The following is a 13,437-nucleotide window of genomic DNA, read 5'->3' as shown; positions in this document are numbered from 1 at the left end:
ATGAGCGGTGTCGGCGTTCTCGACAAGGCGGTGGTCATCCTGGCCGCCTGCGTGGACGGCGCCAGCCTGGCCGAACTCGTCGATCGCACCAAGCTGCCGAGAGCCACCGCGCACCGGTTGGCACAGGCCCTGGAGATCCATCGAATGCTCGTACGCGACACCCAGGGGCGGTGGCGTCCGGGCCCCCGGCTGGGTGAGCTGGCCAACGCCGCACCGGATGTGCTGCTGACCGCCGCCGAGCCACTGCTCGCCGCGCTGCGCGACGCCACCGGGGAGAGCGCACAGCTCTACCTGCGCCGGGCGGACGAGCGGATCTGCGTGGCCGCCGCCGAGCGGGCCAGTGGGCTGCGCGACACCGTACCGATCGGGGCGGTGCTGCCGATGACCGCCGGCTCGGCCGCCCAGGTCCTGCTCGCCTGGGAGCCCCCGGAGGCGGTCATGCCGCTCCTGCCCCGCTGCAAGTTCACCGGCCGCACCCTCGCCGAGGTACGCCGCCGGGGCTGGGCGCAGAGCGTCGCCGAGCGGGAGGTCGGTGTGGCCAGTGTCTCCGCCCCGATCCGCGACCGGACCGGCCGGGTGATCGCCTCGGTCAGCATCTCCGGCCCGATAGAACGCCTCGGCCGCCGCCCCGGTGACCGCCACGCCATGGCCGTAGTCCGCGCCGGCCAACGCCTCAGCGGCCTCTAACCCACCGCTCCCCCTCTCCCCTCCCCCGCCCCCAGATCCGCGCTCTTGTAGAGAAAGAGTGGTTATCCCATCGCGGATAGCCACTCTTTCTCTACAAGTGTGGTCATCTCCGGTCGGAGCAGGTGTTCGGCGGAGCAGGTGTTCGGCGGAGCAGGTGTTCGGCGGAGCAGGTGTTCGGGCGTGCACGGGCGGTAGGGCGACAGGTTGAGGGCGCGCGGGGCGGCTCCGGCGGGCGCGACGGGGTGGAAGCTCGGGCGTGGGCGGGGTGGATCGCCGCAGGTGCGGAACGGGCGACGAAAAAAGCGAGCGAAGTGCCGGCGGCACCGCGCTCGCTATCGCATAATAAAAATAGCCCGCGCCACTTGCGTGACACGGGCTCCGAACCTGTAGCCCCGACGGGATTCGAACCCGCGCTACCGCCTTGAGAGGGCGGCGTCCTAGGCCGCTAGACGACGGGGCCAGGACTTTCTGTCTTACTTTGTCCTCCGAAGAGGACCGCTGAACTCTATCAGAGACCAGCTACCGGCGCCATCTCTGGCGTCGGTGGCTGGGGTACCAGGACTCGAACCTAGACTAACTGAACCAGAATCAGTTGGGCTGCCAATTACCCCATACCCCATCGGTACCTTCCGGCACCGAGAAAAGACTTTACCGGACCGACTGGGAGAGGCCAAATCGGGTTATGGATCCGGCCTCCACCAGCGGATGAGCGGCCGTTGGCCGGGCCGCTCGGCGTACTGGGCGGGTCGTTCAGTCCAGCGCCACCACGGGATTCGACAGCTCGCCGATCCCGTCGATCCGCACCGTGACGGTATCCCCGTCGGTGAGCTGGCTAACCCCCGCCGGGGTGCCGGTCAGGATCACGTCGCCGGGCAGCAGCGTCATCACGTGTGAGATGTAGGACACCAGGGTCGGTACGTCGAAGACCATGTCCTTGGTACGGCCGAGCTGACGTACCTCCATCTGGTCGGGGTTGCGACCCACCTCGCAGCGAATCTCCAGGTCACTGACGTCGAGGTCGGTCACGATCCACGGCCCGATCGGGCAGAACGAGTCGAAGCTCTTCGCCCGCGTCCACTGGCCGTCCGCGCGTTGCAGGTCGCGCGCGCTGACGTCGTTCGCGGCGGTGTAACCGAAGATCGCCTTCGCGGCGGTCGCCCGGTCGACCCGGCGGGCACCGGTCACACCGATCACCACGGCCAGCTCCGCCTCGTGCTCGACCTGCTTGGACTGGGTCGGCAGTCGGATCGCGTCCCGTGGCCCGATCACCGAGGTGGAGGGCTTCAGGAAGAGCAGCGGCTCGGTCGGCACCTCGGCGCCGTGCTCGGCCGCGTGCTCGACGTAGTTCCGCCCGACCGCCACCACCTTGCTGGGCAGGATCGGCGAGACGAGCCGTACGTCGGCCAGCGCCCAGCGGGCGTTGGTGAGCTTGATCTCCCCGAACGGGTGACCCTCGATCTCGGCGACCGTGAGGGCGCCGGGGCCGGCGTCCGGCTCACCCTCCACGACGCCGAACGACATTCCCTTGGCATGAGCAAAACGAACGATACGCACCTGGCCAATCTAGCCGTACCAGCGCCAATCCGGCCGGTGACCACCGTCGGTACGGGTACGGCGACGCGGCACCATACTCCAGCCGTTCGGCCGGACGATGCGATTCGCCCCTTCCAAACACCATTGACCGAACGGCGGCTTAGCGTCAGAAAAGGAGGTCTCGTTGTGATTTCTGCATCGACCCGACGGCGCCTGGCCAGTACGGTCCTCGCGGGCTGTCTGCTCTCCACCATCCTGCCCGGCGGGGCCGCACGGGCAGCGCCTTCGGCGGTCACGGTCGTGATGGCGAGCGGTGGCCACCACGCGCCCACCTATCAGATCCTGGTGCACAACGGCACCACCAGCACCATCGACACCACCGTCCGCCAGGAGTTGCCGCGGGGCACCACCCCGACCGTGGTCAGCGACGGCGGCCAGACCAGCCTGCCCGCCGGACAGACCGGTGGTACGGAGGTCTCCTGGCGACTGCAACTCCCGCCCGGCGGCATGCACACGCTGAACACCGCACTGGCTCCGACCCCGCCCGGCGTCCCGATGAGCGCACCCGCCTGCGCCTTCGCCGGAGCCGGCGACATCCCGTTCGACTGCGCGAGCGCGACCTGGCAGGCCGCCCAGGCGGAGAAGGCGGAGGACGCCGACCCGGCGATCTGGCAGCGCCCCGCGTACCTGTTCGGCGCGGCGGTGGTGCTCCTGCTGCTCCTGGTGGCGGGACTCTGGTGGTGGCGCCGCCGGATCCGCCAGCGGGCCAACCGTGGCCGCGACGGAGGGCCCGGCGGCGGGTCGGGCGGCGGGGTCTCACGGGGCTTCGGTGGGCCACCGACCGGCGGCGGGGCGCCCGGCAGCGGGCCATCCAGCGGGGTCGGGCCACCGGCCGCGGGCGGAATGCCACCCGGCCGCGGAGCACCGGCGGGCGTGGGCGCACCGGCGGGTGTGGGCGAGCCGCCGTTCCTTGACCGGCCGGCGACGTTGGACCGCCCGCCGCCCGGACTCGCCCGGGGGCTTGCCCGGGGTGTGGCCCGGATCCGGCCGGGTGACGGCGCCGAGTCGTGGCCTTCGCCGAGGCCGACGTGGGGCGGGAACATCCCGCCCGAGGAACGACCGGCGACCGGTTGGGCCTCGGTAGACCTGCCACCGGCCACCGCCGACACACCGTCCCCATCCTCGTCCCAGCCCGGCCCGAGCCAGCCCGGCCCCACCCAGGCCGGCCCCACCCAGGCCAGCCCGAGCCGGTCAGGACCGAGCCGGCAGCAGGATCAGGTGCGGCAGCTCTCGGCCACGATTCCGAGCATGCCCGACGGCATCCCGAACACGTTCCTCTCCGGTGGGTCGCCGACCGCACCGCCCCGGCCGGCCGTACCGGCTCGGAGCAAACGGCGTACGGGGCCGCCGGTCTGGGGGGTGATCGGGATCGCGGTGGTGATCGTCGGGCTGGTGGTGACGGCGGCGACCTGGGCGGCGACCTCGAAGGTGAGCGCGATCGACACGGGCAAACAACCGACCAGCGGCGCCTGGGTGGGCCGGACCAGTACGGGCACGATCGGCGCGACCATGCGCGACGCCACCTTCGAGTTCACCATCTACCGGGTGAACTGCGGGGACTCGGTCCAGCAACCGGCCGGACCCCGACCGTCCGGACACCGGTGCCTGGCCACCATCAGCGCCCGCAACGTCAGCAAACAACCCCAACTCTGGTACGGCGAATCGCAGCGGGCGTACGCGGCGACGGGCAACTGGGTGACCACGGACCTCGGCGCCACCAGGGCGGTCAACGGCGGGCGGGACATCTTCGCCGAGCCGGTGCCACCGAGCGAACGGATGCTCTTCCCGATCGTGTTCACCATGGACGGGCCGAACCCGCCGACCCGGGTCGAACTGCGCGGCGCGGTCTTCTCCGCCGGCGTCAGCGTCGCCGTGACCTGACCCACGCCCGCCCCCGCTCATGATCATTGCGCTCTGATCTGTTCTACAGGGGCACCCGGCAACAGCTCAGCGCGCGTGGATCAAGACCGCCCACCAAGCCGCCCGTCCGACCAAGCCGCCCGCCCGCAAGTCGGGCTCATCCGGACCGGGCCGCCCGCCTACGCTGGCCGGGTGACGGAGCTTTGGCAACCGACGGGACCGGGCGTACTGAGGCTGCCGTCCGGGCGCCTGGTCCGGGGACGGGGCCTGCGGCACCCGCTCCCGCCCGGTCCGGAGCCGACGTCCGGGGTCTACCTGCTCGGCCGCCCGCCACCGCCGACAACCTGGCCGGCGCAGTGGCTCCGCTGGCCGGACTTCCGCCTGCCCGCCGACCGTGAGCGGGCCAGGAGCGTGTTCGCCGACATCTGGGAACGGGCCGCCACCGAGCGGGTGGAGGTCGCCTGCGGTGGCGGGCGGGGGCGTACCGGGACCGCGCTCGCCTGTATCGCGGTGATCGACGGGGTGCCGGCCGACCGGGCGGTGGCCTACGTCCGGGAGCACTACGACCGCCACGCCGTCGAGACACCGTGGCAGCGGCGGTACGTCGAACGGTTCACCGCCCGGTAGCCCCGCCGGTGGCTGGGGGCGGCCGGCGGGCCACCACTGCCCACGCTGCCGCCGCTGGCTGGGGCGGACGGCTGGCCAGTGCGTACGCTGGGCCGGTGACCATTGCTGCCGCCCGTACCGTCGTGCTCGACGCGACGACGTGGCAGGCCCGGCGGGCGGCCCACGAACGCCGGGCGGACGACTGGCTGGCGCCGCACCTGCGACGGCGGCAGGCCGGCGAGCGGCACCCGGTCGAGGACTTCCTGTTCACCTACTACTCGCACCGGCCGGCGCAACTGCGACGCTGGCATCCGGGCGCCGGGGTGGTGCTGGCCGACGCTGACCCGGACGACTTCGGCCGCGACTACCGGTCGACGTCCGCCGGGCTCACCCTCGACACCGATGCGGTACGCGCACGGCGCGGCGACTCGATCGACTGGATCCGTACGTTGCTGAGCCGGACCGCCGACCGTCCCGCCCAGTTCGGCTGCTTCGGGATGCACGAGTGGGCGATGGTCTACCGGCAGACCCAGCAGGAGGTACGGCACAACTCGTGGCCGCTGCGACTGTCACCGGAGCAGACCGCGCAGACCGTCGAGCGGACCGGCGTGCGGTGCAGCCACTTCGACGCGTACCGGTTCTTCACCGCACCGGCCCGGCCGTTGAACCTGCTCAATCCGACCCGGGAGACCCAGCACGACCTGGAGCAGCCCGGTTGCCTGCACGGCAACATGGATCTTTACAAGTGGGCCTACAAGCTGTCGCCGCTGGTGCCGAGCGAGTTGGTGGCCGACGCCTTCGAGCTGGCCCGGGAGATCCGGACGTTGGACATGCGGGCCAGCCCGTACGACCTCGAGGCTCTCGGTCATCCGCCGGTCCGGGTGGAGACCGCCGAGGGACGGGCCGAGTACGCCGCCGCCCAGCGCGCCTTCGCCGAACGCGCCGCGCCACTGCGCGCCCGCCTGCTCGCCGCCATCCCCACCTGACGTCCGTCCCCCACGTGACATCGATCCCCGCCTGACATTCATCGCCGCCTACCATTCGGGGTGACACCGGCAAACGGGGGACGGCGATGGTCGGCACGGAACGCACCGGCGAACGTGCCGGGGACCCACCGGAACTGATGATCGACCTCGGTGCCGTCCGGGACGACCCGGTCGACGTCGAACCCCGCCGACCGTTCACCTGGCGCCGGCTGCGACCGGTGGCGCTCGGACTCGCGGCGGCGCTGCTGCTCACCACCGGTGGGTCCGGGCTGCCGCCGGAGCCGATCCTGAGCGAGATCGCCAGCTTCCCGCACCCGCCCGCCCGCCAACAGGCCGCCTTCCCCGACCGGGGCATGCTGCTCACCGAGGACCGGCTCTTCATCGCCGCCCCGGAGCAGGGCGACCTGATCTGGCGGGTCTCGGCGTACGAGCTGGACCGGGGGCGTCGGGTGTGGACGTACGACCTACCGGTGTGGCCGGGCACCAAACTGGAACTTCAGCACCGGGCCGGGCTGCTGCTGCTCACCGGACCCCGGCCGGACCGGACCGGCATGCGTACGGTGGCGGTCGACGACCGTACCGGTCGGGAACGGTGGTCACTGCCGAACGACGTGCAGTCGCTCGGCGACGACGGGACGGCGCTCGCCATCGACATGGTCTTCCCCGACGATCCCGCTCTTGCCGACTCACCGGAGGGGAGAAGCTCCTCCTACGCGTCGCCGTGGGGAACGTTCTACGGCGGGCCACCGCTGGGGAGGGTCGTCACCGGCATCGACCTGGGCACCGGCCAGGTGCGGTGGCGTTCCGAGCTGTTGAGCAGCGCGGTCATCGACGTCAGGGTCCTGTTCAGCGACGGCACTCTGAGCCGGATGCCGGACCGGGACTATGACCTGGCGGTGCGTACCGCCGACGGTGCCGCCGAACTGCGGGATCCGCGTACGGGCGCGGTGCGCCACCGCTTCCCCGCCGTCAACCCCGGCGCCCTGCAACTCGGCGGGGATCTGGTGCTGGTACGGCACAACTCCCTGGAGGTCACGGCGTACTCCACGCAGACCTACCGGCAGGTGTGGAGCCGGCCGGTACGTGACGACACTTTCCTGGGCTTCTGCAGCTCGGATGAACTGATCTGCGAGTCCGGTCCGCAGGGCGCGTGGACGATCGACCGGGCCGACGGCAAACGGCTCTGGCCGATTCCCCGGGAACACGCGATCGCCGAAGCGGGCGGACACCTGATCGAGTTCGTCCCCCAGGGCACGATGCGACCGCTGCGTACCGTCGACCCGCTGACCGGCGCGCCCCGGCTCCACCTGATGAACTGGAAACGCGCCGACGTCATGGCCAGCGGAAGGGTCCTCTTCGTCAACCCGGAGACGTTCAGCGGGCCGACCTGGCTGGGAGTGCTCCGACCGGGTTGGGTGGCGCCGGTCGCGCTCGGGATGGTCCCGGTCGGGGTCTCCGACTGCCAGCTCACCGCGGAGGTGATCGCCTGCACCACCACCGACAACACGCTGCGGATCTGGCGCTACCGGACCCCGGTCCAGGCGGAGGACGAGTGACTACGAGCAGCAGTACGAGCAGCGGAGCGCGGACGGATGCCGACATGCCCGTACTGATCGATCTCGACCTGTCGGGCGACGAACCGGCGGCCGGTGCCATACCCGGTTCGCCGGTGTCGTTGCGCCGGCTGCGCTTCGGGGCGCTGGCGGTCGGGGCGGCGCTGCTGCTGGCGCTCGGTGGCTCGGCGGCGCCCGGACCAGCGTCACTGACCGAGATCACCACCCTGATCGTGGCGCCGAACCGGGGCTTCGTCCTCACTCCCGACCGGTTGTTCGTCGGGGTGGACCAGCCCGGACAGGCCGGGGAGTCGGTCGCCGCGTACGAGCCGCGTCAGGGGCGGTTGCTCTGGACCACCGAGTACGACCGGGACAGCACCGCCGCCGGTGGGCTCGGCCGGCAGGTCGGGGACGTGCTGCTGATCCGGGTGCTGCAAGGCGAGGCCACGCACACCACCGCCGTGGACGCCAGTACCGGCGAGGTCCGCTGGTCGGTGCCGGGTGAGTTGCGGACGATGACCGACGGCCGTACGGGGCTGACCATCGAGAAGATCTCACCCGGCGATGCCTACCTGGTCGCGCCGATGGGGGTGGTGGTGCGGGCGTACGACCTGGGCACCGGGCAGGCGCTCTGGACTTCGGTGCCGGTGGCGGACGCGATGGCCACCAGCTGGTCGAACGCCTCGCCGGCCGAGAGTGCCGCGGTGGTGGTCACGACCGAGGACGGCCGGGTCGAGCAGTGGGACGCCCGGACCGGCAAGGCCAGGCAGAGCCTCCCGGCTGTCACGGTGGAGCCGCCCGCGGTGGTGGTCGCCGGGGACCTGCTGCTGGTGCAACGGGCCGACGGGGTGCTGACCGCGTACGCGGTCGACACGTTCACCGAACGGTGGCACCGAACACTGGGAAGTCCGGAGGTAGCCGTCAACAACTGCGGCGACCAGCCCTGCGTGGGGAACGGCTCGGGCTGGACGGTGCTCGACCCGGGCACCGGAAAGCAGACCGGTCCGAAGACCGATCCCAACACGGTCCGGGTGATGAACGGGAGCCATGTGGTCGAGTTGGGGCCCGGTGACGGCGGGCTGGCTCGTAGCGTCGACCCGGCCACCGGCCGGACGCTGGCCGACCTGACCGGGTGGGAGCAGATAACCACCGCACCGCCGGGCAGACCGGCACTGCTCACGGCCCCGAGCAAGTCGGGCGCGGCGACCTGGTTCGGTCTGCTCGAACCGGGCGCGACCGAGGTGCACCTGCTCGGGATAGTGCCCTACGGGGCGGCGCACTGCCAGCTCGAAGCGGACGTCATCGTCTGCCAGGACGAGCCCAACGTCCTGCGCGTCTGGCGCTACCACCGATGATCCGCCCGGTCCGCCCGCGAGCCGCCCTCAGCTCCGAACCATCGCGCCCCGAACCATCGCGCCCCGAACCATCGCGCTCCGGAAAACTAAGCAACGCTTTCAACTCGTACATCGTCTTTGATGTGCGTACATCAAAAACGATGTACGAACCTGACGCGTTATACGCCTGGCCGGGACGTGCGGCGGTGTTGTGTTACTGAGCGTGGTCGCCCGTTGCGCCGTCGAGGAGTTCTCGCATGATGTCCATGTGACCGGCGTGCCGAGCGGTCTCCTCGATCATGTGCACCAGCACCCAGCGCATGGAGACCGTGTCGCCGCGCCACGAGGTGCCGTGCGCTTCGAGGTCGATCTCGGAGATCGCCTCGTCGGCCGCCGCGCAGGCCCGCTGGTAGAAGGCGACGATGTCCGCCGTCGTTTCCCCCGGATCGGCCCTCATGTCGGATTCCGGGTCCTGGTCGAGGTCGAACGGCATCGGCTCGACCGGCCGGCCGAACGTCTCGCAGAACCACCCGTACTCGACTCCGGCCAGGTGCTTGACCAGGCCGAGCAGGCTGGTGCCGGACGGGACCATGGGCCGACGCAGCCGCTCGTCGTCGAGATCCTGGACCTTCCAGAGGATCACGGCACGATGGCGGGCGAGGCTGGTGACGAGAGTCGTCTTCTCGTCCGAGGTACGAACCTGCGGTGGCGTCACCTCGGAACGCTAACCCGCCGGTACGACACCAGCCGCCCGCCCCCGTACGTCAACTGCCCGCCGCGTCGGCGGTGAAAAGCCCTGCCTGGTTTGCCAGTGCGTGGTGGTAGACAGGCAGCGTGGCAGAGACTCCGGATTTTCCCGACCTGGTACGGCTGATCGACGAACGGTCGAGCGCGTTCCGGGCCGCGATCGCCTCCGCGCCCAGCCTGGAGGTGCAGGTATCGACCTGCCCCGAGTGGACGCTGCTGGATCTGGTGCAGCATCTGGGCAAGGGACGCCGCCGCTGGGCCGCCATCGTCGGCGCGGGGCCTGCCGACGCTCCCCCGCCCGAGACCGCCGCGAAGGGCCCCCTGACTGGACCCAGTGAGCGCGAGGCCCTGTTGGCCTGGTCGGCCGAGTCCACGGAGCAACTGCTGGACGCGCTGCGGGAGTCCGGCCCGGACCTCGGGTGCTGGACGTGGTGGGGCAGGTCGATGTCGCTACAGACCTCCGGTGCCGTCGCCCGGCACCAGCTCCAGGAGGTCGCGGTGCACACCTACGACGCTCAGCTCACCCTTGGCGCCGTACAGCCGCTGCCGGAAGAGGTGGCACTCGACGGCGTCGAGGATTTCCTGTTCACCTGCTGCGCGACGACGGCCCCCTGGCCGCACGAGCCCGCTGCCGTCGACTACCACGCCACCGAGGGCCGTTCCTGGCGCGTTTCGCTTTCCGCCGACGGCGCACGGGTCGCCCGTCTCCCCACGCCCGGCACGATGACCGCCACCGCTGCCGGCGAGGGACCGGACGCTGCCGACGCCTCCTTCTGGGGTACGGCCAGTGAGCTGGTCCTGGTCTTCTACGGCCGTGTTCCGGTGGACTCCCTGAAGGTCGACGGCGACCGACGGATCTTCGACCTGCTCATCGACTGGGACCCGGATGCGTAGAACCGTGCAACCGCATCGACCGGGGACAACAACGCAGCGCTGAGGCGGGCGAAACCATCGCCCGCCTCACTGCTCGTCTCCGGACGAGGGGCGTCCTCGCACTGTCCCGAAACGGGCTACGGGCGGCGGGCCGCCACGTCGGCAACGAACACTCGCCAAGCGGCAGGACCGAACGCCAACGTCCCACCCTCACGGTCCTTGGTATCCCGCACCAACACCCGCCCCGGCAGGTTCCCCGCGACTTCGACGCACGCGCCGCCATTGGTGTTGCTACGGCTGCTCTTGCGCCACTCGGCGCCGCTCAGGTCCATGTCTCTGCCACTCCAAGTCTAGGCAAGGGGCTTACCGGGGATGCGGTGCGCAGTGGATTGCGAAGCGGGTTACGGGTGGCGGGCGGCCACGTCGGCCACGAACGCCCGCCACGCGGCAGGACCGAACGCCAACGTCCCACCCTCACGGTCCTTGGTATCCCGCACGAACACCCGCCCCGGCAGGTTGTCCGCCACCTCGACGCAGTCGCCACCCTGGGTGTTGCTGCGGCTGCTCTTACGCCACCGGGCGCCCGTCAGGTCCATGTCTCCGCCACTTCCGTTATCAACTCGAGGGACTGTTGGTGAGGTAGTGCCTCGCCCCGAATGGACTCCCACACCTGGACGGCGCGCTGCACGTCCTCCGCACGGTCGGACGTCTGTCCCGGAAGCTGACCTTCCACATAGACGACGTCCTCTCCCACGGGCGGGGTGGCGATCACGAAGGGGCCATCCAGGCCAGCGTACGCGCCGGCCGACAAGGGCACGATGTGGATTCGCACCCGCGGGAACGATCCCCCGACCTTGACCAGGTGCAGGAGCTGTTCGCGCATCACAGCCGGCCCGCCGACCGTCCGGCGCAGGACGAACTCGTCCAATACGACGGTGAGAAACGGCGGATTGTCGCGGGTGAGGATTTCCTGCCGCTCCAACCGTGCAGCTACCTGCTGGGCGATCTCCTCGTCGGAGCGCAGCCCCGAGGCAGAGAGCAGAGCCCGCGCGTATGCCTCGGTCTGAAGGAGTCCAGGCACGAACATCGATTGGAAGCTTCGAAGGGCTACGGCTTCCGCCTCAATGCCGGCCCACTCGCGGAACCATGCGACCATCCCGTCTCGGCTGATCAGGCGTTGGATGCGGACGAACAGGCCACTGGTGTTGAACACCGAGTCGCAGCGACGGGCGAAGTCGGCGCTGGGGCGGCGGTCGCCGTTTTCGATTTTGCCGACGAGGGCGGTCGAATAGCTGATCGCCTCGGCGAGTTCCTGCTGGGACATTTCAGCGGCGATGCGGATCAGTTTCAGCTCTTCGCCAAAGTGGTCGAGCATTGGTGATCTTTGCACGGACAACCTCCGGACAAACTTGCTACCAACGGATCATGAGGCCTTACTCGCTGCCGGTCGATGCATTGAGCCTCCCCAACATAGTGAAGTCCACAGCAGAGTGTCACTAGCGGAACCGCTCGGACCCATCGGCAAGTGGACCCGGACGGGCGGGACTGCGGGGCCGCCCCGGCTTCCCCGCCCAACCTCCCCGGGGCGGCCCCTTCCAACGATCGGAACGGAGACGATTCATGTCCGGCGAAAACGACGAAACAATCGGTCGACACGACAAACCCACAATGGAAGTTCCACCGCGCGAGATGACGCCGGACCTGCCGCCGGCCCGCGTACCGAGAAGACGTTCGACAAACCGGGGACCGGGGTACGACGACCCGCCGATCGCCCCGCTCGAACTGTTCGCGGTCGGCGTCTCCGGACGCGTACGCCGTGATCCTCACCGGTCGGCGTGACCGCGCGTACGCGTACCCGAAGGCGACCGCACCTGCCGATGCGGCCGACGTGGCGGTGCCGGGTCTGCGCAGCCGACTGGCCGTGCGGTCCGGCCCGACTGGCGCTGCTGGCGGAGTTCCACCGTAACCGGGTCGCGCTCTGCCTCTACCTCTCCGCCCAGTACGTCCACGCCCTGAATGACCTCGCCGAGTACGCACCGAACGCGCCCCGCGAGAACCTCTACAACCGTTTCATCGCCTGGCCGCCGGTGCCGCGCCGATGACCGAACCGGAACGTCCCCGACTGGTGAAGGTGACCTTCAACCTCACCCCGTCGGCGAACACGGCACTGGACCGGCTCGCCCAACTCGACGGCAATCGCACCGACGCGCTCAACCATGCAGTGAAAATCGCCGCACTGCTGCATGACCTGGCGCCCGAGGGGCATTTCACGATCGTGCGGGAGGATGGCGTACCGCGCGAGATCTACCTGATCTGACAAACCTTCGAGAAAAGGTGCGGCCAGCGTGGACAACGATGATTTGCTCGCCCCGCACCGCCCCGATCCGACTTGGATTTGCGGTGACTGCGGCGAGCTGTGGCCGTGTCCGGTGTTTCGCGGTCGACTTCGGTCCCTCTATCGCGGCGACGCGGAGAAGCTGACAACATTCATGCGGCATTTCCGGGAACGGGCGGCGGTCGAGCTGGCCGACCTGCCTCCGGCGCAGATCGAGGCTCGATTCCTCGGCTGGATATCGGACCCGCCGCCGCGCCGCCGGCTCCGCTCGATCTGACGGCCCCGCTCAATCTGACAGCTCGATTCGATCCGGCGGCTCGGCGGGGCATGGGGTGGGCGGTGAGTGGGGAACAATGCCGGGAACATCCCCAAGGATCCGGGAGGGACACCATGGCCCCGCCACCTCGCATGATCGTCTCCGGCATCGTGCTCGACTCGCCCGACGCCCAGGAGCTCGCGGCGTTCTACCGGCGGCTGCTCGGCTGGAACGTGGAGCAAGACGAACCGGACTGGGTCAAGCTGTCCCCTCCGGTGGGCGGTGCCGGGCTGTCGTTCCAGACCGAGTCGGCGTACGTTCGGCCGACCTGGCCCGCCGGCCCGGACGACCAGCAGATGATGCTGCACCTGGACATCGAGGTGGACGACCTGGAGGTCGCCGGGGCGCACGCGCTCGCGGCCGGTGCGACGCTCGCGGACTTCCAACCCCAGGACGACGTACGGGTCTATCTCGACCCGGCCGGTCACCCGTTCTGCCTGTTCCTGCCGGGCTGACAGGCTGCCGGGCTCGCAAATCGCACGGCCCCCGATCGGTCACGTCCGGCTCCGCCCCGTGACGGGCCGGACGTGACCGTTCGGGGCGGCTC

Annotated in this window: 17 protein-coding genes and 2 tRNA genes; 12 read left to right on the top strand and 7 right to left on the bottom strand. The window is 70.2% G+C overall.

The annotated features are described in order from the left end of the window. A complete protein-coding gene (locus tag ACWEFB_RS13680) occupies positions 1–687 on the top strand; it encodes an IclR family transcriptional regulator (RefSeq protein WP_326560479.1) in 687 nt (228 codons plus the stop codon). A 387-nt stretch (positions 688–1,074) separates the two neighbouring features. On the opposite strand, the gene ACWEFB_RS13675 is transcribed toward ACWEFB_RS13680, so the two are convergent. The 3 genes from ACWEFB_RS13675 to ACWEFB_RS13665 all read right to left on the bottom strand — a co-directional run bounded on the left by ACWEFB_RS13675 (position 1,075) and on the right by ACWEFB_RS13665 (position 2,241). Then, a tRNA-Glu gene (locus ACWEFB_RS13675) sits at positions 1,075–1,147 on the bottom strand. Between the two features lie 84 nt (positions 1,148–1,231). Then, positions 1,232–1,306: transfer RNA gene (locus ACWEFB_RS13670), tRNA-Gln, on the bottom strand. 131 nt (positions 1,307–1,437) lie between these two features. Continuing rightward, a complete protein-coding gene (locus ACWEFB_RS13665; RefSeq protein ID WP_326560480.1) occupies positions 1,438–2,241 on the bottom strand; it encodes a fumarylacetoacetate hydrolase family protein in 804 nt (267 codons plus the stop codon). Positions 2,242–2,406: 165 nt separating this feature from the next. Here ACWEFB_RS13665 and ACWEFB_RS13660 point away from each other — a divergent pair, with 165 nt between their 5' ends. The 5 genes from ACWEFB_RS13660 (at position 2,407) to ACWEFB_RS13640 (ending at position 8,640) form a co-directional block, all read left to right on the top strand. Beyond that, on the top strand, positions 2,407–4,161 hold the full coding sequence (locus ACWEFB_RS13660; RefSeq protein ID WP_452285332.1) for a hypothetical protein: 1,755 nt from the start codon (positions 2,407–2,409) through the stop codon (positions 4,159–4,161). A 171-nt stretch (positions 4,162–4,332) separates the two neighbouring features. Next, positions 4,333–4,767, top strand: a complete 435-nt coding sequence (locus tag ACWEFB_RS13655) for a protein-tyrosine phosphatase family protein (protein WP_452285330.1) — start codon at positions 4,333–4,335, stop codon at positions 4,765–4,767. Positions 4,768–4,838: 71 nt separating this feature from the next. Continuing rightward, positions 4,839–5,732 carry a 3-methyladenine DNA glycosylase gene (locus ACWEFB_RS13650; RefSeq protein ID WP_452285654.1) on the top strand — a complete coding sequence of 298 codons (894 nt, stop codon included), beginning with the start codon at positions 4,839–4,841 and terminating at the stop codon, positions 5,730–5,732. Positions 5,733–5,818: 86 nt separating this feature from the next. Further along, the gene (locus tag ACWEFB_RS13645; protein ID WP_452285328.1) at positions 5,819–7,288 is read left to right on the top strand and encodes an outer membrane protein assembly factor BamB family protein; all 1,470 of its coding nucleotides are present in this window, start codon (positions 5,819–5,821) and stop codon (positions 7,286–7,288) included. 44 nt (positions 7,289–7,332) lie between these two features. Continuing rightward, positions 7,333–8,640 carry an outer membrane protein assembly factor BamB family protein gene (locus ACWEFB_RS13640; RefSeq protein ID WP_452285326.1) on the top strand — a complete coding sequence of 436 codons (1,308 nt, stop codon included), beginning with the start codon at positions 7,333–7,335 and terminating at the stop codon, positions 8,638–8,640. Between the two features lie 193 nt (positions 8,641–8,833). Here ACWEFB_RS13640 and ACWEFB_RS13635 read toward each other — a convergent pair whose 3' ends face one another. Further along, positions 8,834–9,334 (bottom strand): DinB family protein, encoded by a 501-nt coding sequence (locus ACWEFB_RS13635; protein ID WP_452285324.1) that lies wholly within the window; start codon positions 9,332–9,334, stop codon positions 8,834–8,836. A 119-nt stretch (positions 9,335–9,453) separates the two neighbouring features. Between ACWEFB_RS13635 and ACWEFB_RS13630 the strand changes: the two genes are divergently transcribed. Then, positions 9,454–10,260, top strand: coding sequence for a maleylpyruvate isomerase family mycothiol-dependent enzyme (locus tag ACWEFB_RS13630; RefSeq protein WP_452285322.1), 807 nt, complete (start codon positions 9,454–9,456; stop codon positions 10,258–10,260). Positions 10,261–10,376: 116 nt separating this feature from the next. Here ACWEFB_RS13630 and ACWEFB_RS13625 read toward each other — a convergent pair whose 3' ends face one another. From ACWEFB_RS13625 to ACWEFB_RS13615, 3 genes are all read right to left on the bottom strand, one after another. Next, a complete protein-coding gene (locus ACWEFB_RS13625) occupies positions 10,377–10,571 on the bottom strand; it encodes a DUF397 domain-containing protein (RefSeq protein ID WP_452285320.1) in 195 nt (64 codons plus the stop codon). A 69-nt stretch (positions 10,572–10,640) separates the two neighbouring features. Then, positions 10,641–10,835: a DUF397 domain-containing protein gene (locus tag ACWEFB_RS13620; RefSeq protein ID WP_452285318.1), complete on the bottom strand. Its 195-nt coding sequence runs from the start codon at positions 10,833–10,835 to the stop codon at positions 10,641–10,643. Then, positions 10,826–11,614, bottom strand: coding sequence for a helix-turn-helix domain-containing protein (locus ACWEFB_RS13615; protein ID WP_452285316.1), 789 nt, complete (start codon positions 11,612–11,614; stop codon positions 10,826–10,828). The genes ACWEFB_RS13620 and ACWEFB_RS13615 overlap by 10 nt, the downstream gene beginning before the upstream one ends. A 293-nt stretch (positions 11,615–11,907) precedes the next feature. Here ACWEFB_RS13615 and ACWEFB_RS13610 point away from each other — a divergent pair, with 293 nt between their 5' ends. The 5 genes from ACWEFB_RS13610 to ACWEFB_RS13590 all read left to right on the top strand — a co-directional run bounded on the left by ACWEFB_RS13610 (position 11,908) and on the right by ACWEFB_RS13590 (position 13,345). Beyond that, a complete protein-coding gene (locus ACWEFB_RS13610; protein WP_452285314.1) occupies positions 11,908–12,078 on the top strand; it encodes a hypothetical protein in 171 nt (56 codons plus the stop codon). Then, positions 12,075–12,341, top strand: coding sequence for a hypothetical protein (locus ACWEFB_RS13605; RefSeq protein ID WP_452285312.1), 267 nt, complete (start codon positions 12,075–12,077; stop codon positions 12,339–12,341). The genes ACWEFB_RS13610 and ACWEFB_RS13605 overlap by 4 nt, the downstream gene beginning before the upstream one ends. Next, positions 12,338–12,556 (top strand): hypothetical protein, encoded by a 219-nt coding sequence (locus ACWEFB_RS13600; protein ID WP_326560491.1) that lies wholly within the window; start codon positions 12,338–12,340, stop codon positions 12,554–12,556. The genes ACWEFB_RS13605 and ACWEFB_RS13600 overlap by 4 nt, the downstream gene beginning before the upstream one ends. 28 nt (positions 12,557–12,584) lie before the next feature. Continuing rightward, entirely contained in the window at positions 12,585–12,851 is a 267-nt protein-coding gene (locus ACWEFB_RS13595) for a flavin reductase (RefSeq protein ID WP_452285310.1), read from the top strand. A gap of 113 nt (positions 12,852–12,964) precedes the next feature. Continuing rightward, positions 12,965–13,345 carry a VOC family protein gene (locus ACWEFB_RS13590; RefSeq protein ID WP_452285308.1) on the top strand — a complete coding sequence of 127 codons (381 nt, stop codon included), beginning with the start codon at positions 12,965–12,967 and terminating at the stop codon, positions 13,343–13,345. The last annotated feature ends 92 nt before the right edge of the window (positions 13,346–13,437 follow it).

It is taken from the genome of Micromonospora sp. NPDC004704 (assembly GCF_053601675.1).
Note: the sequence above shows the minus strand (reverse complement) of the source record. Positions and strands in the feature narration are given on the sequence as shown.

Excerpts from the sequence above, each read along its gene's own strand:
- ACWEFB_RS13680 (WP_326560479.1), top strand. The coding sequence starts at position 1 with ATGAGCGGTGTCGGCGTTCTCGACAAGGCGGTGGTCATCCTGGCCGCC.
- ACWEFB_RS13645 (WP_452285328.1), top strand. The coding sequence starts at position 5,819 with ATGGTCGGCACGGAACGCACCGGCGAACGTGCCGGGGACCCACCGGAA.
- ACWEFB_RS13640 (WP_452285326.1), top strand. The coding sequence starts at position 7,333 with ATGCCCGTACTGATCGATCTCGACCTGTCGGGCGACGAACCGGCGGCC.
- ACWEFB_RS13625 (WP_452285320.1), bottom strand. The coding sequence starts at position 10,571 with ATGGACCTGAGCGGCGCCGAGTGGCGCAAGAGCAGCCGTAGCAACACC.
- ACWEFB_RS13620 (WP_452285318.1), bottom strand. The coding sequence starts at position 10,835 with ATGGACCTGACGGGCGCCCGGTGGCGTAAGAGCAGCCGCAGCAACACC.
- ACWEFB_RS13615 (WP_452285316.1), bottom strand. The coding sequence starts at position 11,614 with ATGCTCGACCACTTTGGCGAAGAGCTGAAACTGATCCGCATCGCCGCT.
- ACWEFB_RS13610 (WP_452285314.1), top strand. The coding sequence starts at position 11,908 with ATGGAAGTTCCACCGCGCGAGATGACGCCGGACCTGCCGCCGGCCCGC.
- ACWEFB_RS13600 (WP_326560491.1), top strand. The coding sequence starts at position 12,338 with ATGACCGAACCGGAACGTCCCCGACTGGTGAAGGTGACCTTCAACCTC.
- ACWEFB_RS13590 (WP_452285308.1), top strand. The coding sequence starts at position 12,965 with ATGGCCCCGCCACCTCGCATGATCGTCTCCGGCATCGTGCTCGACTCG.